This window comes from Streptomyces sp. NPDC048171, assembly GCF_043202655.1.
Classification (GTDB): domain Bacteria; phylum Actinomycetota; class Actinomycetes; order Streptomycetales; family Streptomycetaceae; genus Streptomyces.
The window spans coordinates 40389-62635 of record NZ_JBIDAU010000001.1; the positions used below are offsets into that span (position 1 = coordinate 40389).

Genomic DNA, 22247 nt, shown 5'->3' on the forward strand with positions numbered 1-22247 from the left:
GATGGGACATTCGGGACATTTGGCGTATGTTCCCGGCGGGGTCACCGCCCTGAACCCAAGTCACCTCAACGGGTGAGGCTCAGCCGACCGCCCGGACCGGGGCGGCCGGCCCCTGCGCGGGCAGCGGCACCCTGCCACCCCGCACCACGGGCTCCAGCAGCAGCGGGATGCCCACCACGGGCAGCAGCCAGGCCAGCACGATCAGCCGCTCGCCCCAGATGTTGATGTCCGGATGCCCGGCCTGGGTGAGGATCCCGGTGCACGCCGCGGCGACCAGGAACCCGCCGACCGCGCCCCCGCGCCGCAGCGCGCCCCACGCCCCGGCGGCCAGGGCCGCGACGAACAGCGGCTGCCACGCCTGCCGGCGCAGCCACTCCACCCAGAAGTTGCCCTGCAGCTGCCAGAACTCCGGCCACGGACGCTCCCGGTCGGGCCGCGCGAAGTGGTCGGTGAGCAGATCCTGCACGCTGTCCGACACCGACGGGTAGTGCAGCAGGCGCGCCAGCACCAGCGTGCCGACGGCCCCGGCCAGCCCCACCGCCGCGAGCGCGAGCACGTCCCGGGACGACCGGCCGCCCCGTCGGCGGCGCAAGGCGATCAGCGCGCCCGCCGCCGCCAGGCACACCCCGAGGAACAGCGACTGGGAGTGCTTGACCGTGAACAGCGCCGCCAGCGACCCGGCCACCAGCGCGAGCCCCGCCCGCGTCCGCCCCGCCCGCAGCATCAGCGCACAGCCCCAGACCGCCGCCAGGGTCAGCGCCATCAGCAGCCCCTCGGTCATCGGGCGCATCGCGGTCGTCCCGCACGGCAGCGCGTAGTACAGCGCCTGCCCGCCCAGCGCGAGCGGCACCGGCACCGACAGCGTGCGCAGGATCAGGAAGGCCAGCACCCCGCCCGCGCACGCGATGACGACGCCCGCCGCCCACAGGCCCCAGGTCACCCCGAAGACCGCCACGAACGGCACCAGGAGGAGCGGGTAGCCGGGCCGCACCTCGAAGATCCGCATGAAGCGGTCCGGCATGTACGGCAGGGTGTGCCCGCCGGTCCGGCCCGCCGCCAGCTGCGGCGCCACCACCCCCCACTCCTGCTCCCGGCACTCGGCCGCCACCTGGTCGGTGGGGTCGGGCCGGTGGAAGCGGACCACGTGCACGCCCTGGTCCCGCCGGGCCCGCTCGGCCCGGCTCGCGCACACGTAGTCGATCGTGGCCGTCGCCACCCCGCGCTTGCCCTCACCGCTGAGACTCAGCGTGTACGCCAGGTAGTTCTTGGTGTCGGGGGTGTCCCGGCCGGTGACGTTCGCCAGTTGCAGCGCGGCGAACACGGCGGCCAGGACCAGCACCCACAGCCGCGGTCTCACGAGGAGGCGAGCAGGTCGTGGCCGGCGGCGACCGAACGGGCGCCGGGGACGCCGGACGGCTCCGGGCCGGGCATCGGCTCGCCCAGCAGCAGCGTCCGCACCACCCGCTCGGCGGCCCGGCCGTCCTCGTACTCGCAGTACCGGGCCCGGAACGCCGACCGCAGCCGCGCCGCCTCCTCGTCCCGCCACGCCCCGGACGCCAGCAGCCAGGCCAGCTCCCGGTACGAGCGCGACACGTGCCCCGGTGCCTCCTCGGTGATGTCGAAGTAGGCGCCGCGGCTCGCCTCGTACGCGCGCCAGTCGTCGGCGTGGATCACGACGGGCCGGTCCAGCAGGGCGTAGTCGAACAGCAGGGCGGAGTAGTCGGTGATCAGCAGGTCGGAGGCGAGCATCAGCTCCTCCACGTGCGGTTCGTCCGTCGCGTCGACCAGGACGCCCCGCCGGTGCAGCTCCGACAGGCCCATGCCGCGGGCCGGTCCGGTGGCCAGCGAGGGGTGCAGCCGGACCACCAGGGTGTGGCCCTCGCCGAGGTCCGCGGCGAGCCGGGCCGGGTCGAGGCGTTCGACGAGCCCGCCCCGCCGGTACTCCCGCCGGGTCGGCGCGTAGAGCACCACGGTGTCTCCGTCCGGGACGCCCAGCCGCTCACGCACCCGGCGGCCGTCGTCCGGACCCGCGTTCACCAGCACGTCGTTGCGCGGGCTGCCACTGGGCACGGACGCGAAGTGGCACGGGTACGCCCGCTCCCACACCCGTTCCGCGTACCGGCCGGCGACCAGGCTGTAGTCCCAGCGGTCGGCCCGGCGCAGCATCTGCGGCACGTCCAGGCCGTGCCGGGCACCGGGCCGGCCCAGCAGGTCGACGCCCATGTACTTGAGCGGGGTGCCCTGGTGGGTGTGGATGTGGACGCTGCCCGGGCGCTTGGTCACGGCACCGGGCCAGTTGACGTTGTTGACGAAGAACGTCGCCCGCTCGGTCACCCGCCGGTAGCCGGCGCTGCCCAGGACCACGTGCTCGGTGTCCGGCGGAAGCAGCGCCGCCGTCTCCTCGTCGCGCACCACCCACACCCCGCGCAGGTGCGGGGCGAGTTCGCGCGCCTTGCGGTGGATCGCCGCGGGGTCGCCCAGCACGCCCCGGTGCGAGAACGCCGAGTACACCGCGAGGTCCGGGTCCAGCGGTCGGCGCGTGCGCAGCGCGCTGCCGGCCCCGCGCAGCCGCCCGGCGACCGCGCCCCCCGCCTGCCGTGCCCGGCGCTCCAGCTCCCGGGCCGCCTGCCCGGACCGCAGCCGCAGCCGGTAGGACGGGTAGCCGAGCGCGCCGCCCGCCAGCACCCGCAGCTCGGCCGGGACCTCGGCGCCCTCGGGCCGGTACGCGCGGAACATCTCGGCGGTGCGCCGGAAGAACTCGGCCTTGTCACAGGGCGGCAGCCGGTCCGGCTTGGACAGGATGTCCAGGCAGTGCTCGCCCATCTTGGCGTGCAGGAACGGCCGCCAGCGGGCCAGCTCCGGTCGGGCGTCGAGGAAGGCGAAGACCCGCTCGTACTGCGCGTGCACGTCGAAGTGCTTGCGGCTGGTGGTGGACAGGATGTTGCCCTGCCGCCGCTGCCGGTAGTTCAGGCAGATGCGGTCCAGCGTGGCGATCCGCTCGGCGCTGAACATCACCGGGAACGTCCAGGGCGTGTCCTCGTAGTAGCCGGGCGGGAAGGTGAAGCCCTCGCGCTCGACGAAGTCGCGCCGGTAGACCTTGTTCCACACCACCATCAGCAGGTCGAGGATCTCGGGGTGCCCGGCGGCCGTGAACGTGCCCTCCCCGGCCTCGGCCAGCACCCGGGCCAGGGCGTTGCGCCGGGTGCCGCCCCACCAGTAGGTGCGCGCGTAGTCGAAGACCAGGACCTCGGGGCCGGCCGTCTCCGCCAGCCGGTCGGCCATGGCGCGCAGCGCGCCCGGGGTCAGGGTGTCGTCGCTGTCGAGGAAGAAGAGGTAGTCGCCGGTGGCGTGCGGCAGTCCGGCGTTGCGGGCCCGGCCGAGGCCGACGTTCTCCTCCAGGTGCAGCACGCGCAGCCGGTCGTCGCGGGCGGCGTACTCGTCCAGGATCGCGCCCGAGCCGTCGGGCGAGCAGTCGTCGACGGCGATGACCTCGATGTCCCGGAAGGACTGGTCCAGGACCGAGTCGAGGCACTCGCGCAGGAAGCCCTGCACCTTGAAACAGGGAAGGATGACGCTGAAGCGGGGCACGGCGGGGTCAGCTCCTTACGAGGGTGGCGGCGGGGGCCGGGACGCGCTCCGCGAGCGGGATCACGGGCGGCAGCGCCTCGGGCGGCTCGCCGAGCAGCACCCGGCGCACGATCCGCTCGGCGGCCCTGCCGTCGTCGAACTCGCAGAACCGCTCCCGGAAGGCCGCCCGCAGCGCAGCCGACTCCGGGCCCGCGTACGAGCCGTCGCCGAAGACGCGGGCCAGCTCCTGAGGCGTCCGCGCCACCGGTCCGGGCGGCGCCGCCATCAGGTCGAAGTAGACGCCCCGGGTCTCCCGGTAGACGTCCCAGTCATCGGCGTACACGACGATCGGCCGGTCCAGGTTGGCGTAGTCGAACATGATCGACGAGTAGTCGGTGACCAGCGCGTCCGCGGCCAGGCACACGTCCTCCGAGGAGCGGTGCGCGGTGACGTCGATGATCCGGCCGCTGCCCGCGCGGCCGCCCCGGTCGTAGAAGTAGTGGGCGCGCAGCAGCACCACCACGTCCTCGCCGGCCGCCTCGCAGAACGCCTCCAGGTCCAGGCCGCCCGCGCCGAAGCCGCTCTCGTAGTCCCGGTGCGTGGGCGCGTACAGGACCGCCGTCGCCCCTTCCGGGACGCCCAGTTCGCGGCGGACGCGGGCCACGTCCTCGGCGGTCGCCGTGCAGTAGACGTCGTTGCGCGGATAGCCGTACTCCAGGTGCTCGTACGAGCCCGGGAAGGCGCGCTCCCACATCTGGGTGGAGTGCCGGTTGCTGGACACGTTGTAGTCCCAGCGGTCCACGCGGCCCAGCAGCCGGGTGAAGCTGCCGCTGGCCGCGGCCACCACCGGATACGTCGACTGGTCCACGCCCATCGTCTTCAGCGGGGTGCCGTGCTGGGTCTGCACGTGCACGCTGCCGGGGCGCTTGACCACGCCCTCGGCGAAGTTGGCGTTGTTCACCAGGTACTTGGCGCGGGCCAGCACCTCCCAGTACCGCCGGCCGCCGATGACCGCGTGGTCGACGCCCTCCGGCACGGTGTGCGCCTGGTCCGCCTCGACCAGGAAAACCGACCTGAGGTGCGGGGCGAGTTCGCGGGCCTTGGCGTGGATCGCGGCCGGGCTGCACGCGTAGCCGCGGCCCCAGTAGGCGCAGTACACGACGAGGTTCGGATCCAGCGGACGGCGCAGGTGGCGGCGGTACAGCAGCCGGGTGCGCAGCCCCCGCGGCCACGGCAGGCGGCGCAGCGCCCCGGCGAGTGCCCGGTTCGTGGCGCGCAGGCCGCGGAAACCGGCGTACGACCCCCACGCCAGCAGCCGGTGCTGGACGCCGAGCCGGCCGCCCGGCGGGCGGAAACCGGCGGGGCGGTGGCGGCGGTAGAGGCGGCTCGCCCGCCGGAAGAAGACCCGGCGCTGCCGGTTCGTCAGCCGCCGCGGATGCGTCGCCGTCTTCAGGATCGCGGCGAACAGGTGCTCGAAGAGCGGCCCGCGGCGCGCGTCCGGCAACCCCCGCTCGGCGGCGTGCGCGAGCGCCAGTTCGGCCTGGTCGAGCAGGTCACCGTGGTGCGCGCCGGGCAGGTTCAGCCGGTTGCCCTGGCGCCGCACCAGGTGCCGGACGACCACCGAGCGCAGCACCGCCACGCGCTCGGCGCGCGCCGCGACCAGGGCGCCGAAGCCGATGTCCGTGAAGTGCCCGTCGGGGAAGGAGAGCCGGCGCTCGGTGAGGAAGGTGCGGCGGTGGACGGCGCTCCACGCGGGCAGCCGCACGCCGGTCAGGCCGGGGGCGCGGTCGGGGGTGAAGGCGCCGTCGGGGGCCCCCGCCAGCAGCGGGGCGGCCGGGTTGGTGACCTCGCCCTCCCACCAGGGCACCCGCTCGTACTCGAAATACAGCACGTCGACGCCCCCGGTGTCCGCCAGCCGCGCCTCCAGCGCCGCCAGCGCGCCCGGCACGAGGACGTCGTCGCCGTCGAGGAACAGCAGGTACGCGCCGGTCGCCGCCCGCATCCCGGCGTTGCGCGCCCCGGCCAGCCCGGCCGACGGCGGGGCGTGCACGGGCGTCACCCGCGAGTCCCGTCCGGCGTGCTCCTCGGCGACGTCCGCCGCGGCGGTGTCCGGGGCGTCGCAGACCGGGATCAGCTCGAAGTCGCCGTAGGACTGGGCGAGCACCGAGTCCAGTGCCTGGGAGAGCCGCCCCGCGACCCCATGGGACGGGACGATGATGCTGAAGCGGGGCATGCTGCTCTTCCTCTCGATGTGCTGGTCCGTCGGGAGCCCTGCGCCGGCCGTGAGCCGCGTGGCACCCCGGGCTCCCGAGGGACCAACGGCGCTCAGAGGCTGTCGGTGACGGTGCGCGGCCCGGCCGGTTGCGGGACCGTGGCCAGCGGGGTGCGGGCGACCGCCGCCGCGGGCGGACGACGGGCGCCGGGCGGCACCACCGGAGGCAGCCGGGTCTGGCCGAGCACCACCCGGCGCACCACGCGCTCGGCGGCGTGGCCGTCGTCGTACGGGCAGAACCGCTCGCGGAACTCGGCCCGCAGCCGGGTGGACCGGGCGCCGTACCAGTCGCCGCCGGCGAAGACGCCGATCAGCTCGTCCTCGTCCCGCGCGACCGGCCCCGGCGGGGCGGAGCGCAGGTCGACGTAGGTGCCGCGGGCCGCCTCGAACGCCTCCGGCTCGTCGGCGTGGAGCACGATCGGCCGGTCCAGGCCCGCGTAGTCGAACATCAGGGACGCGTAGTCGGTGACGAGGGCGTCCGAGGCCAGGCACAGGGACTCCACGCTCGGGTGGCCGCTCACGTCCAGGACCCGGCCGACGGGCGAGGCCGGTCCGACGCCGCGGCCCGGGCCGACGCGGGCCAGCACCATGAAGCGGGGGCCGAGGCGGCGTACGACGCGCTCCAGGTCCAGGGCCGTGCGCTGGGTGCGGCGGTAGTCGCGGTGGGCGGGCGCGTACAGGATCGCCACCGTGCCCTCGGGGATCCCGAGGGTCTCGCGGAGCCGGGCCACGTCCTCGGCGGTCGCCCGCTGGAGGGCGTCGGTGCGGGGCTGGCCGTACTCCAGGGTGGTGTAGCCGCCGGGGTGGACGCGTTCCCAGGTGAGGGTGGAGTGGCGGTTGGCGGAGACCACGTAGTCCCAGGAGTCGACCTCGTGCAGCAACCGGGTGAAGTCGGTGCCGCCCGCGGCGGCCGGCCGCTCCTGGAGGTCCAGGCCCATGTGCGCGAGCGGCGTACCGGCCTGCGTCTGGACCAGTACCTGGCCCCGGCGCCTGACCAGGCCGGTGTCGAAGGCGGAGTTGTGCACCAGGTACCGGGAGCGGGCCAGCGCCGTCCAGTAGGCGGCCGTGCCGGGCGTGAGACGCCGGGTCGCGGGTGGGACCGTGTGGTGGTGCGCGGGGGCGGCGGCCCACGCGGTGCGCACGTGCGGCGCGAAGCGGCGGAACGCCTCCTCCAGCGCGCCCGGGTTGCAGCCGTACCCCCCGCCGCCGTCCACGGCGAAGAGGGCGCGGTCGGCGCGCAGCGGGAGGAGGCGCTGGCCGCGGTAGTGCAGGCGCAGGGCGCCGGTCCGGGCGGCCCGCAGCCATCCGGCGGCGGCCGTCGCCGTCCGTCGGCGCAGGGCGGACGCCAGCCGCAGGGCCTCCCAGGTGCGGCGCAGGCCCAGCCGGAGCAGGGCGTGACGCACCCGGACCGGCGCCGGGACGAGGGCACCGGCGACCCGGTAGCGGCGGCAGTGGACCCGCGCCCGGCGCAGGAACTCGGCGCGCAGGGAACGCGGGAGGCGGTCGGGGCGGGTGAACACGGTCGCCAGGTGGTCGCACATGCGGCGGTACAGCACCGGCCGCCAGCGGTCGTGCTCGGGATGCGACTCGAGGAACGCGAAGACCCGGTCGTACTGCGTGAAGACGTCCAGGTGGCGTTCGCTCGGCGTGCCCAGGATGCTGCCCCGGCGGCGCTGCCGGTAGTGGACGCAGACCCGGTCCAGGGTGGCGACGGACTCCGCGGCCAGCAGGACCGGGTACGTCCACGGGGTGTCCTCGTAGTAGCCGGGCGGGAAGGTGAGGCCCTCGCGCTCGGCGAACTCCCGCCGCACCGTCTTGTTCCAGGCCACCATCAGCAGGTGCAGCAGCCCCGGCCGGTCGGCCAGCCGGAACGGCGCCGGGCCCTGCTCCGTGAGGTGTGCGGCCGCCCGGCTGCGGACGGTCTCGCCGGTCCAGTACGTCCGGGCGTAGTCGTAGACCAGCACGTCCGGGTCGCCGGTCTCCTTCACGCGGTCGGCGAGGGCCCGGAGCGCGTCCGGGGCGAGGGTGTCGTCGCCGTCGAGGAAGACCAGGTAGTCGCCGTTCGCCCGCTCGATGCCGGCGTTGCGGGCGGGGCCGAGGCCCTGGTTCCGGGGCAGGTGCACGGCGCGTACGCGCGGGTCGCGGTCCGCGAACTCGTCGGCGATCGCACCGCACGCGTCCGGCGACCCGTCGTCGACGACGATCACCTCGAAGTCCTGGTACGACTGGGTCAGCACCGACTCCAGGCACGCGTGCAGATACTCCTGGACCCGGTACGCGGGCACGATGACACTGAACCTGGGCACGGGAACATCCATGGGTCGGCGGGGTCGGCGCGGGCCTTCGCGCCGGGAACGGCCAATGGAGTGACTTGGTTACGGCCGCTGCGGCATTCGGGGGATCCTCGCCGCGCCCGGTGCCCCGTACGGATGAGGGGGCGGACCGGTGACCGGTCCGCCCCTTCAAGGGTGTTGTCGCGGCGGCTACTTGACGGCACCCGCCATCACGCCGGAGACGAACTGCCGCTGGAACGCGAAGAACACGGCCAGCGGGATCACCATGGAGATGAACGCCCCCGGCGCCAGCACGTCGATGTTGTTGCCGAACTGCCGTACCTGCGTCTGCAGCGCGACCGTGATCGGCTGGCTCCCGGAGTCCGAGAAGATCAGCGCGACCAGCATGTCGTTCCACACCCACAGGAACTGGAAGATGCCGAGGCTCGCGATCGCGGGCCCGCCGAGCGGCATCACGACCCGCACGAACAGCCGCAGTTCACCGGCGCCGTCCAGTCGGGCCGCCTCCAGCAGCTCCCGGGGGATCTCCGCGAAGAAGTTCCGCAGCAGGAACACCGCGAAGGGCAGGCCGAAACCGACGTGGAAGAGGACCACGCCGACGATCGACCCGAACAGGCCGATCTTGCCGAAGAGTTCGGCGATCGGGATCAGGGCCACCTGCACGGGGACGACCAGCAGCCCGACCACGGCCAGGAACCACCAGTCGCGGCCCGGGAAGTCCATCCACGCGAAGGCGTACCCGGCCAGCGATCCGATGACCACGACCAGGACCGTCGCGGGGACGGTGATCAGCACGGTGTTGAGGAGGGACGAGGTGATGTCGCCGTTCGCCAGCAGGTCCTCGTAACTCTGGAACGTGAGCTGGGACGGCTTGGTGAAGACCTCCCACCAGCCGCTCGCCGCCATGTCCCGCGGGGTGCGCAGCGAGGAGAGCAGCAGGCCGATCGTCGGCACCAGCCAGAAGAGGCCGACGACGATCAGGAAGACCCGGACCAGGCCGCCGCTGACGCCCTCGGCCAGCCGCGCCCCCAGGAAACGCTTCGCCTTCGTCATCGCCGCACCTCCCGCCGCAGTCGCCGTACGTTGAACCACATCACTGGGATCACCAGGAGCAGCAGGAACACCGCGATGGCGCTGGCGATGCCCGGCTGGTCGGAGGCGAAGCCCTTGCGGTACAGCTCCAGGGCGAGCACGTTCGCGTCGTCCTGCGAGGAGCCCGGGGCGATGATGAAGACCAGGTCGAACACCTTCAGGACGTTGATCATCAGGGTGACGACCACGACCGCGAGGACCGGCGCCAGGAGCGGCACCGTGACCCGTCTGAAGACCTGCCACTCGTTGGCGCCGTCGACCCGGGCGGCCTCGAGGAGTTCCCGGGGCATCCCGGCGAGACCCGCCGCGATCAGCACCATCGCGAAACCCGCCCACATCCACACGTACGACCCGATGATGGCCGGGGTGACGAGGGAGGGGCCGAGCCAGTCCAGGCCGTTGTAGGGCTCCTTGAAGTTGTCGGCGGGAAGTCTGAGCAGCGCCCCGTCGGCCGCGGCGGGCAGCGTGAACGTGCCGTCGCCCGACGCCTTCGCCGAGGCGACGACCTTGCCGTCCTTAACCGCCTCGATCGTCATCCCGGCGTAGCCCAGTTCGGCCGCGTCGACGCCGTTGAGCTTCCCGACGCCCTTGCCGCGGGTGAAGTCCTGCCAGGCGGTGCCGGTGATCTTCCCGTCCTCGGGTTCGGCGGGTACGGCCTTCTGCGCGCCGTCCGGCATCAGGTCGGGGGCGACGCCGACGAGGGGGAGGACGACCGCGGTGCCGGCCTCCACCGGCTGCTTGGTGACGAAGGCGCCGCCGCCGGCCGGTTCCAGCGGTGAATCACGGCCCGGGTGCGCCTTCGGGAACGCGGACGACTCGGCGAACGTGTCGTGCACGCCGACCCACACCGCGTTGGCGACGCCCTTGTCCGGGTCCTGGTCGTACACCAGGCGGAAGATGATCCCGGCCGCCAGCATCGAGATCGCCATCGGCATGAAGACGACCAGTTTGAACGCGGTGCCCCAGCGGATCCGTTCGGTCAGCACCGCGAAGATCAGGCCGAGCGCGGTGGCGACCGTCGGCGCGAACACCACCCAGATGACGTTGTTCTTCAGGGCGGTGCGGATGCCGTCGTCGGTGAACAGCGCCTGGTAGTTGTCGAATCCGGCGAAGGAGTCGCCGGACTGGTCGTAGAAGCTGCGGACCAGCGAGTACCCGATCGGGTAGACCACGAGCGCGCCGAGCAGCACCAGGGCGGGCAGCAGGAACAGGGCCGCCACGGTCCTGCGGGTGCCGGTCACGCTCCTGCGCGACTTGGGGGCGGCGGGGCCCGGTGAGGTCCCCGCCGCCGTGGCCGACGTCATCCGTCAGCTCCCGTAGGCGGCGGCCGCGTCCGCCTCCAGCCGCTGCTGTGCGCCCTCGACGTCCTTCGGGTTCTTCAGGAAGTCCTGGAGGGCCTTCCACTCGCCCTTGCCGGGCGTGCCGCCGAAGGCCTGCGGGGCCTGGTCCGACATGTCGAAGCGGAAGTCGTCGCCGGCCGCGACCAGCGCCTCGGCGATCTTCTTCTGCACGTCGTTCGGGTACGCCGACGCCTCGACGTTCTTGTTCGGGGAGAGGTAGCCGCCGAGCTTCGCCTGGATCGTCGCCGCGTCGGGCGAGGCCAGCCAGGTGGCCAGCGCCTGCGCCGCCTTCGAGTCCTTCAGGACCACGGCCGCGTCGCCGCCGGAGACCACCGGCGCGGTGTCGCCGACCGCCGGGAACGGGAACACCTTCGCGTCGGTGCCGACCTCCGCGTCCGTCTCGCCGATGTTGACCTGGACGAAGTCGCCCTCGTAGACCATGCCCGCCTTCGGCTGGTCGCCGCCGGTGAAGGTCTGCGTCACCGAGGCCGGGAACTCCGTCTGGAGCGCGCCGGACGCGCCGCCCGCCACGTAGTCCTTCTTGCCCCAGATCCCGGCGAGGGTGGTCAGCGCCTCCTTGACGGAGGGGTCCGTCCACTTGATCTCGTGCTTGGCCAGCTGGTCGTACTTCTCCGGGCCCGCCTGCGAGAGATAGACGTTCTCGAACCAGTCGGTGAGGGTCCAGCCGTCCGCGCCGCCGACGGAGAACGGCGTCACGCCCGAGTCGTAGATCGTCTGGGCGGCGGTGAGCAGCTCGTCCCAGGTCTTGGGCTCGGCGGCCCCCGCATTCTCGAAGACCTGTGCGTTGTACCAGATCAGCGACTTGTTGGCGGCCTTGTAGTACACGCCGTACTGCTTGCCGCCGACCTTGCCGATCTCCTGCCAGCCCGGCGAGTAGTTCTCGCCCAGCTCCTTGGCGGCCTCCGCGCCGAGGGGTTTGGCCCAGCCCTTCTCGACGGCCTGCTTGATGGCGCCGGGCTGCGGGAGCATCGCCACGTCCGGCGGGGCGCCGCCCGCGATCTTCGAACCGAGGAAGTTGATGATCGGGTCCTGGGCGGGCACGAAGGTCACCTTGGCGCCGGTGCGCTTCTCGAACTCGGCGAGGACCTTCTTGAAGTTCTCCTGCTCCGCGCCGGTCCAGACGGCGGCGACCTCCAGACTCTCGCCGTCCAGCTTCGGGAGGGTGACGGTGGCGGCCGTGTCCTTGCCGCCGTCACCCTGACTGCCCTTGTCGCCACCGCCGTTGTCGTCGTCGCCACCGCACGCGGTGAGCGAGAGCGCGAGCGCTCCCGCGGCGAGGGTGGCGGCGATCCGGGTGCTTGTGCCGAGGGTCCTGCGTGGCCCCATGGTGCTGCTCGTGCGCATCACTGCCCCGTTCTTCGTGCCTCGTCGAACGTTGAGCGCTCTTCCGTGCGCTCTGGTGTACGCCAGGGGGGTGAGGGCGGCAAGACCGCGTTCGCGGTGGTTGGGAAGATCGTGACCGCGTCGTGACCAGGTGGGCGGCGTGGGTGTGGGCGTATGCGGGGGCTGCCGCCCCCGCGCCCCCGCTGTCGGCCTGGACGGCCTCGTCCTCAAACGCCGGACGGGCTGAAATGTGCCCGGCGTCACAGGAGTGACGGGACCTGAGCCGCCTCCACCTCGCGGGCCGCCCGTTCCAACGCGCTGGCCAGCAGGGCCAGGTCGGTGGGGCCGTTGCCCAGCTCGCGTACCGGGCGGCGGGTGGGCGGGTCGCCCATGAGGTGCCATTCCAGCGGGATCACCGTGGGGCGCAGCGTCGCGGTGCGCGGGATGCGGCCGGTGACCCTCCCGGCCTGGAAGACCACGGATGGTCCGTCGGGGCGGGTCAACCGGCCGCGTCCCGGCATCGGTTCGTCCGGTCCCGGGGCCGGGGTGTCCAGGGTGATGCGCAGGGTGGCGCGCAGGGCGGGCTCCGTCTGGGCCGTACGGCCGCCCGGCGCGGTGGCGGCCACCAGGTGCACGCCCAGCCGTCCGCCCTCCCGCGCGACGGCCTCCAGCGCCCGCACGACCGACCCGGCCGCGGGGCGTCCGGGCGAGCCGAGCGGGGGAGTGACGAGCGCGTCGAGATCGTCCACGACCACCACGAGGCGGGGCAGCGGCGGGACGGCCCCGGACCGGCGCCTGGCCGCTCCCGGGCGCAGCCGCATGGTGGAGCTGGGCGGGGAGTCGAGGTCCCCGTCGTCGGCCGCCGAAGCGGTGCCGGGTGCGCCGTCAGGAGGAGTGCGCTGGGCGACCAGGCGGCCCGACACCTCGCGTCCGGTGTGCCACTCGGGGAACTCCGACCGCCCGAGCAGCTCCGCCCGCCGCTTCAGCTCGGCGCTCAGCGACTGGGCGAACTCCCGCATGCGGACGGGGTCGTTGGCGGTGAGGTGGGTGGTGACATGCGGTACGTCCGTGCAGACGGCCAGTCCTTCGCCGTGCCCGCCGTCGGTGCCCACGCTGTCGCGGCCGTCCATCAGGACGACGCCGAGACGGTCGGGGCGGTCGGCGGAGGCGAGGGAGGCGACGAGCGCCCGCAGCAGCTCGGTGCGGCCGCTGCCGGGCGGGCCCTCGACCAGCAGGTGCGGTCCCTCGGCCGCGAGGTCGACCGTGACGGGGCCGCGCGGTCCGGCGCCCAGGACCGCGTGGGCACGTCCCCCGAGGGCGTGCGTGTCGTCGGCGGCGTCGGCCCAGCGGGCCATCAGGGAGGCCGGGGTGGCGCGGGCGAGGCCCAGTTCGTCCAGGAGCCGGGCCGCCTGGGGCAGTGGCGCGGCCACCCGCGTGTGCCGCTCGCCGCCCGCGGGGGCATCGGTGCGCAAGGGTGCCAGGGCGCGCGCGAACCGCTCCGCCCACGCGAGGGAGACGGCGTCGACCGTGCCGAGGGTGCCGTGCCCGACCGGGCCTGCGGGGGCCTCGCCGGAGGTGCGCGCGACGCGCAGCAGCCGCAGGGTCGTCGCCACGTCGCCGCTGAGCAGCGCCACGGCACCGCACTCCCGGAACACCGGTGACACCGCGCAGGCCGCCTCGTACGTCTCCGCCACGGGCGAGGTGGGGGAGGCGGCGGCCGTCTCGGCGAGGCACAGGACGTGGATGCCGGCCCGCGGCCCCTCCAGGGCCAGCCGCGCCACGGTCTCGCGCACGTCGGCCCCGCCGGGGTCCCCGTCCACGACCACCACGCTGTACGGCCCCGCGAAGCCGTCGGCCGGGTCGGTGCCGTCGTCGGGGCGGGCCCAGGAGGGCTGCCGGGTGCCACCGGGGGCCGTCGCCGGCCTGGCCTTGGGCCGGGCGTCCGACAGGTGGTCGTCCAGACGGCGGACCAGCTCGTGGGCGCGGGCCGTGGCCTGTTCGCGGTCGTGGGCGAGGAGCAGGCGGCAGTCCTGGCCGTGCGCCGGGCGCAGCTGGGGGAGCCAGCCCAGCCAGGACCACTCGGCGGTCCGCTCGGCGAGCGGACGGGAGCGGTCCGCGCTGATCAGGACGATCTCCAGGGTCTCCGCGGAGTGCAGCGCGGCGAGCTGGGCCAGCACCGAGCGGGCCAGCCCGGCGAGCCGGGCGCGCGGGCCGGCCAGGCCGAGCGCCCCGACCTCGCGCAGCCCGGCGGTCACCGGGACCGCGGGCAACGGCTCGGTACCGCCGGGCGCCACCCGGTCGGCCGTACCGAGCCGCACGGCCAGCGCCTCCGGGTGCGCCGGGCCCCGCTCCCACAGCCGGGGCCCGGGGCCGAGCGCGGTCAGCAGCAGTGACGCCGCGTCCGGCCAGGTCTCCGGGGCGTGGGAGGTGCCACCGGGTGCGGTCGGTGCCGGGCCGGCCGTCTCGTCGTCGTAGGCGTGCGCGCCGGTGGCGGTGTCGTCCTGCGCGCTCCCGCGTCCGCCGGTCAGCCGTCGCGCCCACGCGCCGATACCGCCGCGCCGCCGCACACCCTGCGGGAGGTCGGTGCCGCGCAGGGGGGTGCCCTTGCGTCCGGTGCCACCGCCCGGGACCCCATCGTCGTCGCCCCCGTGCCCGGGTGCGCCGGGGTGCGATCCGCCCGCGCCGGCGGGCTGGGGGCGGGGTGCTCCCGTGCCGGGCGCGGACCGCTCGGCGGGGTCGGTCCGGGGCTCGCCCCTGCGGGGTGCCGGAGCGGGGGGCCTGCCGTCGGGTGAGGTCGCGGTGCCGGAGCCGCCCGGGGCGGCGGTGGTGCCGTCATGGCCGCCACCGCGTGACGCACCCGCGTCCGGGCAGCCGGTCTCGGTGGAGCGCGTTCCGTGCCCGCCACCGCGTGACGCACCCGCGTCCGGGCGGCCGGTCTCGGTGGAGCGCGTTCCGTGCCCGCCACCGCGTGAACCACGCGCGTCGGACCCGTCCGGAGCGGCGGCGCCCCCTCCGAACGCTCCCGCTCCGTACCCGCCCGCCGGGTCGAACGCCCCGTAGGACGCCGCCCCGCCGTGGGTCTCGCCCCCCGCGGGGGCCTGCCGGGGGAAGCCGGCCGTGGGACCCGTGCCGTGGCTCTCTATGCGGGGCGCACCGCCCTGGCCGGGCACCTGGGGAGGCTCGGCGGGTGCCGCACTCCGGCCGCCGTCCGTTCCGGTCCCGTGGGCCGGGGTGTGCCAGCCGGCGGACGCCGCACCGCCCGCACGCGCGGTGCCGCTCGTCACACCCGCGTCCCGGGAGGGGGCGCCCGCCGGGCGGGCGCCCTCCGCGCGGGAGGCGCCGTCCGTGCCGCCCGCGTGACCCCCGTCGGCCACCCGCGTGTGCGCCACCTCGTCGGCGTCGCCGCGGCCCGGTGCGGGGGCCGCCGCCCCGGACAGCCGTACGTACCCCTCTCCGTCCGGCGTCGTCGCCGCCCGCGCCGTCGCCTCGCGCTGGACCGGCACCAGCCGCAGGGCCGACTCGCCGATCCGCAGCAGCGCGCCCGGCGCGAAGCGGACCGGGCGGTCGCCCACGCGGGTGCCGTCCAGCGTGGTGCCGTTGGTGGAGCCGAGGTCGGCGACCGAGACGCGGGCGTCGGGGGTGACGGTGACCGCGCAGTGCATCCGGGAGACGTCCGGGTCGTCGAGCGCGACATCGGCGTCGGCGGAGCGGCCGAGGCGGATCTGTCCGCCGTGCAGCAGGTGGACGCCCCCCGCGTCGGGGCCCGCGACCACGTGGAGCTGGGCGGGGACGCCGGCCGGCTCGGTGTCCGGGTCGGGCTCGCCCGGGGCGCCCAGGCAGAGCACGGCGCCGTCGATCAGCGGTGGCTCGCCCAGGGTGCTGCGCTGGGTGTCCAGCCGGTGCGCGCCCGCGTACAGCACCACCTGGCCGGTGCCCGGCGTCTCGCCGCCGGGGAGCGCCGCGGCCAGCGCGGAGGCGACGGCGGCCAGGGCGGTGCCGGCCGGCGCGGTGACCAGCACGTCGCTGCTCGCGGCGCGGCCCCCCGCCGAAGCATGCGGGCCCAGCGGGTCTACGACGGTCAGCCGGATCTGCATCGCCGTCAGCGGTCCCTTCGCGCGGGCGCCCGCACGCCGGGCAGAAGCCGTCACCACGGTCACCCACCGCGGACTTCCCCCACCGCCACACGAGCACGTCGGCCAGTTCTCCACGCATCCTCGCACCTGCCACTGACAACGCGCCCGCCTCCCGCCGCCAAATGATCTTGATTGGTCGGCTCTGACCCCAAAAATGCCTGACAGGTGCCTCGGCGGTGATCGAAGACCGTCGGCTTGAGATCGGTCACGTCCGGGCATCGGCAACCAAGGGACCGGGTCGAGCGTCTTTCCTTCGAACACGGCCCGGGAGCGGAACGTAAGGCTTACCGGCAGGCCAATGGGCACCACGGAACAACCGCGGAATGACGACAGCCCGGTGCCGGGAGCGTGGCCTTACAGTGGGTCGGAACAGCCAGCAAGCAACTAGGAGCGCATGACGTGCGGCCGGTAGGCAGCAAGTACCTCCTCGAGGAGCCCCTCGGTCGCGGCGCGACGGGCACCGTCTGGCGTGCGCGCCAGCGGGAGACCGCGGGCGCCGAGGCGGCCGTGGCCGGACAGCCCGGCGAGACCGTCGCGATCAAGGTCCTCAAGGAAGAGCTCGCGAGCGACCCCGACATCGTGATGCGCTTCCTGCGGGAGCGCTCCGTCCTGCTCCGGCTCACCCACCCCAACATCGTCCGGGTCCGCGACCTGGTCGTGGAGGGCGAACTGCTGGCGCTCGTCATGGACCTCGTCGCCGGTCCCGACCTGCACCGCTACCTGCGGGAGAACGGGCCGCTCACCCCGGTCGCCGCCGCCCTGCTCACCGCCCAGATCGCCGACGCCCTCGCCGCCAGCCACGCGGACGGCGTGGTCCACCGCGACCTGAAGCCGGCCAACGTGCTGCTGAAGCAGACCGGCGGCGAGATGCACCCGATGCTGACCGACTTCGGCATCGCCCGCCTCGCCGACTCGCCCGGCCTCACCCGCACCCACGAGTTCGTCGGCACGCCCGCGTACGTCGCGCCGGAGTCCGCCGAGGGCCGCCCCCAGACCTCCGCCGTCGACGTGTACGGCGCGGGCATCCTGCTGTACGAGCTGGTCACCGGCCGTCCCCCGTTCGGCGGCGGCTCCGCCCTGGAAGTGCTGCACCAGCACCTGAGCGCCGAGCCGCGCCGCCCCTCCACCGTCCCCGACCCGCTTTGGACGGTCATCGAGCGCTGCCTGCGCAAGAACCCCGACGAACGCCCCAGCGCCGAGAACCTCGCGCGCGGCCTGCGCGTCGTCGCCGACGGCATCGGCGTGCACGCGAACAACGCGCAGATCGGCGCCGCCGAGAACGTGGGGATGCTCCTCGTCCCCGACCCGGCGCCCGCACAGGTCCCGGGCGACCCCGGCGCCGCCGACCCGACGCAGGTCCTGCCGCAGAACGGCGGCTACGACCCGAACGGCGCGACCAGCGTCCTGCCGCACACCGGCAACCCGTCCGGCGCCGCCGACCCCACCGCCGTACTCCCCAACCGCGGGGCCGCCGACCCGACCGCCGTCATGCCGCCGGTGCCGCCCGGGCAGGGCCAGGGCGGACAGCCCGGCGGGCCCGACGACCCGCACCCCTGGCAGAACCAGCTGCGGGCCGCCCGCGACCGCAACGAGCAGACGCAGGTCCAGTACCTCGACCCGAACCAGGACCCGCTGCGCCGCCGCCCCCAGCGGCAGGTCTCCCGCCCGCCGCAGCAGCCCCGGCAGGCCCCGCAGGGCCCGCCGCCCCAGCAGCCCGGCTACGGCTACCCGCAGCAGCAACAGCCGCAGCGGTACGCCACCCCGCAGCCGCAGCAGCCCCAGCGGTACGCGCCGCCGCCCACGCCCGAGCCCCGGCCGCCCCGGCGGGAGCCGCGCCCGCCGCGGCAGCGCGGCGCGAACCCCATGCGCATCCCCGGGCTCGGCTGCCTCAAGGGGTGCCTGTTCACGCTCGTCATCATGTTCGTGGCAGGCTGGCTCATCTGGGAGCTGAGCCCGCTCCAGGACTGGATCGGCACCGGCAAGGGCTACTGGGAGCAGCTCAGCGACTGGTTCACCACGGCGACCGACTGGATCGGGGACCTGGGCGGTTCGGGCGGCGGCGGCTCCACCGGCGGCTGAGTCTGGAGACTTGTCGACATCCGGCGGGTGATTTCCGCCTCCGTTGTGAAGGTTGGCTCCGCGGACGCGTACTTTTAGGCGCAACACGCGTCGGTAGGAGCAGTCTTGGCACGGAAGATCGGCAGCCGGTACACCGCCCACCAGATCCTCGGGCGGGGCAGCGCCGGCACGGTGTGGCTCGGCGAGGGTCCCGAGGGGCCCGTCGCGATCAAGCTGCTGCGCGAGGACCTGGCGTCCGACCAGGAGCTGGTCTCGCGCTTCGTCCAGGAGCGCACGGCCCTGCTCGGTCTGGAGCACCCGCACGTAGTCTCCGTCCGTGACCTGGTGGTCGACGGCAACGACCTCGCCCTGGTCATGGACCTGGTCCGTGGCACGGACCTGCGCACCCGCCTCGACCGAGAGCGGCGCCTGTCGCCCGAGGCCGCCGTGGCCGTCGTCGCGGACGTCGCCGACGGCCTGGCCGCCGCGCACGCCGCCGGGGTCGTGCACCGCGACGTCAAGCCGGAGAACGTGCTCCTCGACATGCAGGGCCCGCTCGGCCCCGGCGGCTCCCACCCGGCGCTGCTGACGGACTTCGGGGTCGCCAAGCTCATCGACACCCCGCGGCGCACCCGGGCCACGAAGATCATCGGCACGCCCGACTACCTGGCCCCGGAGATCGTCGAGGGCCTGCCCCCGCGCGCGGCGGTCGACATCTACGCCCTGGCCACGGTGCTGTACGAGCTGCTCGCCGGCTTCACGCCGTTCGGCGGCGGCCACCCCGGCGCCGTACTGCGCCGCCACGTCACCGAGACGGTCGTCCCGCTCCCCGGCATCCCCGACGAGCTGTGGCAGCTCCTCGTGCAGTGCCTCGCCAAGGGCCCCGCCTCCCGGCTGCGCGCCTCCGAGCTGAGCGTCCGGCTGCGCGAGCTGCTGCCGATGCTGGCCGGGATGGGCCCGCTGGACGTGGACGAGCCCGACGCCGAGCAGGAGGAGGACTCGCCCGAGGAGCCCGCGACCTCCTCGGCGCCCGCCGGGGAACCGGTACGCCGCCGGGGAGCCGTGCCCCTGGTGCCGGGCGCGAAGCCGGCCGACTCCAACCGCGACACGCACACCTCGATGCGCGTACCCGCCCCGGACGAGCTGGCGGGCGGCGCCCGGGGCACCGCCCGCGCCCCACGCGCCTCCGGCGCCCCACGCCCCGGCTCGGCCCGCAACCGCGCCGCCGCACGCCGCCGCCGCCTCGCCCTGGCCGGCGGCGCGGTCGCCCTGGTGGCGGCGATCGGCGTCGGCACCTGGCTGGCGACCAGTGCCGACGAGACCGACCCGGGCCCCCAGGACACACGGAACTCGGCCCCGGCCTCCCCCTGACTCCGGGCGGCCGCACGCCCGCCGCCCGCGTCCCGTGCCCCGGTCCGGCCGGGGCCGGTCGGTGGAGCCGTTACGCTGGACGCGTGGCAGTCGTCGATGTATCCGAAGAGCTGAAGTCCCTCTCCTCGACCATGGAGTCGATCGAGGCCGTCCTGGACCTCGACAGGATGAGGGCAGACATCGCCGTGCTCGAGGAGCAGGCGGCCGCGCCCTCCCTGTGGGACAACCCGGACGAGGCGCAGAAGATCACGAGCCGGCTCTCCCACCTCCAGGCGGAGGTGCGGAAGGCCGAGGCCCTGCGCGGGCGGCTCGACGATCTCGGCGTGCTCTTCGAGATGGCCGAGGAGGAGGACGACCCGGACACCCGTGCCGAGGCCGAGTCCGAGCTCGCGGCCGTGAAGAAGGCGCTGGACGAGATGGAGGTCCGCACCCTGCTCTCGGGCGAGTACGACGCGCGTGAGGCGCTCGTCAACATCCGCGCCGAGGCGGGTGGCGTGGACGCCGCCGACTTCGCCGAGAAGCTCCAGCGCATGTACCTGCGCTGGGCCGAGCAGCGCGGCTACAAGACCGAGGTCTACGAGACGTCGTACGCGGAGGAGGCCGGCATCAAGTCGACCACCTTCGCCGTGCAGTCGCCCTACGCCTACGGCACCCTCTCCGTCGAGCAGGGCACGCACCGCCTGGTGCGCATCTCGCCCTTCGACAACCAGGGGCGCCGCCAGACCTCCTTCGCGGGCGTCGAGATCCTCCCCGTGGTCGAGCAGACCGACCACATCGAGATCGACGAGTCCGAGCTCCGGGTGGACGTGTACCGGTCCTCCGGCCCCGGCGGCCAGGGCGTGAACACCACCGACTCCGCGGTGCGGCTCACCCACCTCCCCACCGGCATCGTGGTCTCCTGCCAGAACGAGCGGTCCCAGATCCAGAACAAGGCCACCGCGATGAACGTCCTCCAGGCCAAGCTCCTGGAGCGGCGCCGTCAGGAGGAGCAGGCCAAGATGGACGCCCTCAAGGGCGACGGGGGCAACTCCTGGGGCAACCAGATGCGTTCGTACGTGCTGCACCCGTACCAGATGGTCAAGGACCTGCGCACGGAGCACGAAGTGGGCAACCCCGAGGCCGTGTTCAACGGCGAGATCGACGGCTTCCTCGAGGCCGGAATTCGCTGGCGCAAGCAGCAGGAGAAGTAACGCGAAGCGGTCGCGCACGCGCCGCTTTGTCGACAAGGCAACTGCCGTCCACCGGGCGGAGGTTGCCTTTTCTCTGCCCGCCGTTCGCCGGTGATGTCTGGGTTTTACATCACACTCACACCCTTAGTGTCCGGCATACGTCCCGTACCTGGACATCGCGTACGCAATGGCCTTGACGTTGCTTTGAACATTCGCAAGGGTGAGGCGCGGCATGCGTATTTCTGGGGCGCATGTGAACCGGGGGACATAAGCGCAGCCACCCCCGTCGATCACGGCCCCGAGCGCGGCCTCACTGACTAATCGGCTACTGGGGGTAGCAACCACATGACGAAGAAGACGCGCATCCGTGTCGCGCGCATAGCGGCCGGCGCCGTGATCGCCGCCGGTGCCTCGCTGACCGCCGCGGGTGCCGCCTCGGCGCTCGACATCGGCGTCAGCGCGGGTGTCGGCGACACCAACGTCGACCTCGGCGTGAGCGTCGGCGGCGACACCGAGGGGACCACTGAGGGCACCACCGAGGGCACCTCGGTCGGCGTGACCGAGGGCACCACGGAGGGCACGTCCGAGGGCACCTCGGAGGGCACCAGCGAGGGTACGTCCGAGGGCACCTCGGAAGGCACCAGCGAGGGCACCTCCGAGGGCACGTCCGAGGGCACCAGCGAAGGCACCTCCGAGGGCACCAGCGAGGGCACGTCCGAGGGCACCTCGGTCGGTACCTCCGAGGGCACGTCCGAAGGCACCACCGAGGGTGGCGACAACGGCGGCAACGGTGACAACGGCGGCAACGGCGACAACGGTGGCAACGGTGACAACGGCGGTTCCGGTGACAACGGCGGCAACGGCAACACCGGTGGTACCGGCGGCAACGGTGGTGGCGGCGACAACACCACCCCCGACGGCGGCAGCAACGACAACGTCACCCAGGACGAGGGCTCCTCGGCCCTGACCGACACCGGCGAAGAGGCCCCGGCCTCCGACACCGCCGCCCAGGGCAGCGGTGACGAGCTGGCCGAGACCGGCGCCGCGGAGACCACGTTCCTGCTGGTCGGCGCCGCCACGATGATCGCGGGCGGTATCGGCTTCCGCCTGCTGCCGCGCATGATGAACGGCCGCGGCGGAGCCGCTGCCTGACGGTAGCCGCCAGGCTACGCACGGCACACTCACGCGAAGGGGCCCGGAGCGCACAGCGCTCCGGGCCCCTCTGCCATGTCCTCGAAGGCCCTGTGGGTCCCTACGTGCCCGCTGGACGGTCTGCTAGACGGTCTGGTGGGCCAGCAGGGCCACCGCCGCGATCAGCACCGCAAGGAGCGCGATCAGCGTCATCGGGTTCAGCCCCGCCAGGGGGCCCTCCTGCTGCATCCGCTCGCGGTTCGCCCGGCACACCGGGCACCGGCCCTCGTTCACGGGCGCCGCGCAGTTCGCGCACACCAACCGGTCGTACGTCATGCGCTCGCCCTCCTTGCCGCCGGCTCCGTCAGAACAACGCCCGCAACGACACGAACGTTCCCCTTCCACTGTGCCAGGTTCCGGGGGACCCCGCGCGCCCTCCCGTCAGGGACAAAACGTGCAACTGATACGCAACCCAG

At 74.1% G+C, this 22247-nt stretch carries 13 protein-coding genes; 4 read left to right on the plus strand and 9 right to left on the minus strand.

Annotation, left to right across the window (positions count from 1 at the left end):
- Positions 1-79: 79 nt before the first annotated feature.
- The 8 genes from ACGF3J_RS00155 to ACGF3J_RS00190 all read right to left on the minus strand — a co-directional run bounded on the left by ACGF3J_RS00155 (position 80) and on the right by ACGF3J_RS00190 (position 16003).
- Positions 80-1357: a hypothetical protein gene (locus ACGF3J_RS00155; protein WP_161331559.1), complete on the minus strand. Its 1278-nt coding sequence runs from the start codon at positions 1355-1357 to the stop codon at positions 80-82.
- Positions 1354-3588 carry a CDP-glycerol glycerophosphotransferase family protein gene (locus ACGF3J_RS00160; RefSeq protein ID WP_393853283.1) on the minus strand — a complete coding sequence of 745 codons (2235 nt, stop codon included), beginning with the start codon at positions 3586-3588 and terminating at the stop codon, positions 1354-1356. Before ACGF3J_RS00160 ends, ACGF3J_RS00155 begins: the two co-directional genes overlap by 4 nt.
- 7 nt (positions 3589-3595) lie before the next feature.
- Complete coding sequence (locus ACGF3J_RS00165; protein WP_161328078.1) at positions 3596-5800, minus strand: CDP-glycerol:glycerophosphate glycerophosphotransferase; 2205 nt, start codon at positions 5798-5800, stop codon at positions 3596-3598.
- 92 nt (positions 5801-5892) lie between these two features.
- The gene (locus tag ACGF3J_RS00170; protein WP_346346057.1) at positions 5893-8145 is read right to left on the minus strand and encodes a bifunctional glycosyltransferase family 2 protein/CDP-glycerol:glycerophosphate glycerophosphotransferase; all 2253 of its coding nucleotides are present in this window, start codon (positions 8143-8145) and stop codon (positions 5893-5895) included.
- 177 nt (positions 8146-8322) lie between these two features.
- Positions 8323-9186, minus strand: coding sequence for a carbohydrate ABC transporter permease (locus ACGF3J_RS00175; protein WP_393853284.1), 864 nt, complete (start codon positions 9184-9186; stop codon positions 8323-8325).
- On the minus strand, positions 9183-10529 hold the full coding sequence (locus ACGF3J_RS00180; protein WP_202557911.1) for a carbohydrate ABC transporter permease: 1347 nt from the start codon (positions 10527-10529) through the stop codon (positions 9183-9185). The genes ACGF3J_RS00175 and ACGF3J_RS00180 overlap by 4 nt, the downstream gene beginning before the upstream one ends.
- 3 nt (positions 10530-10532) lie before the next feature.
- Positions 10533-11930, minus strand: a complete 1398-nt coding sequence (locus ACGF3J_RS00185) for an ABC transporter substrate-binding protein (protein ID WP_161328075.1) — start codon at positions 11928-11930, stop codon at positions 10533-10535.
- Between the two features lie 239 nt (positions 11931-12169).
- On the minus strand, positions 12170-16003 hold the full coding sequence (locus ACGF3J_RS00190; RefSeq protein ID WP_393853455.1) for an FHA domain-containing protein: 3834 nt from the start codon (positions 16001-16003) through the stop codon (positions 12170-12172).
- Positions 16004-16441: 438 nt separating this feature from the next.
- Here ACGF3J_RS00190 and ACGF3J_RS00195 point away from each other — a divergent pair, with 438 nt between their 5' ends.
- From ACGF3J_RS00195 to ACGF3J_RS00210, 4 genes are all read left to right on the plus strand, one after another.
- Positions 16442-18121 (plus strand): serine/threonine-protein kinase, encoded by a 1680-nt coding sequence (locus ACGF3J_RS00195; RefSeq protein ID WP_161331569.1) that lies wholly within the window; start codon positions 16442-16444, stop codon positions 18119-18121.
- Between the two features lie 105 nt (positions 18122-18226).
- Positions 18227-19471 (plus strand): serine/threonine-protein kinase, encoded by a 1245-nt coding sequence (locus ACGF3J_RS00200; RefSeq protein ID WP_393853285.1) that lies wholly within the window; start codon positions 18227-18229, stop codon positions 19469-19471.
- Positions 19472-19554: 83 nt separating this feature from the next.
- Positions 19555-20661 (plus strand): peptide chain release factor 2, encoded by a 1107-nt coding sequence (gene prfB, locus ACGF3J_RS00205; RefSeq protein ID WP_161330908.1) that lies wholly within the window; start codon positions 19555-19557, stop codon positions 20659-20661.
- Positions 20662-20985: 324 nt separating this feature from the next.
- Positions 20986-21792 (plus strand): hypothetical protein, encoded by an 807-nt coding sequence (locus ACGF3J_RS00210; RefSeq protein WP_393853286.1) that lies wholly within the window; start codon positions 20986-20988, stop codon positions 21790-21792.
- Between the two features lie 123 nt (positions 21793-21915).
- On the opposite strand, the gene ACGF3J_RS00215 is transcribed toward ACGF3J_RS00210, so the two are convergent.
- Positions 21916-22107, minus strand: a complete 192-nt coding sequence (locus tag ACGF3J_RS00215; protein WP_161330910.1) for a hypothetical protein — start codon at positions 22105-22107, stop codon at positions 21916-21918.
- Positions 22108-22247 lie beyond the last annotated feature (140 nt).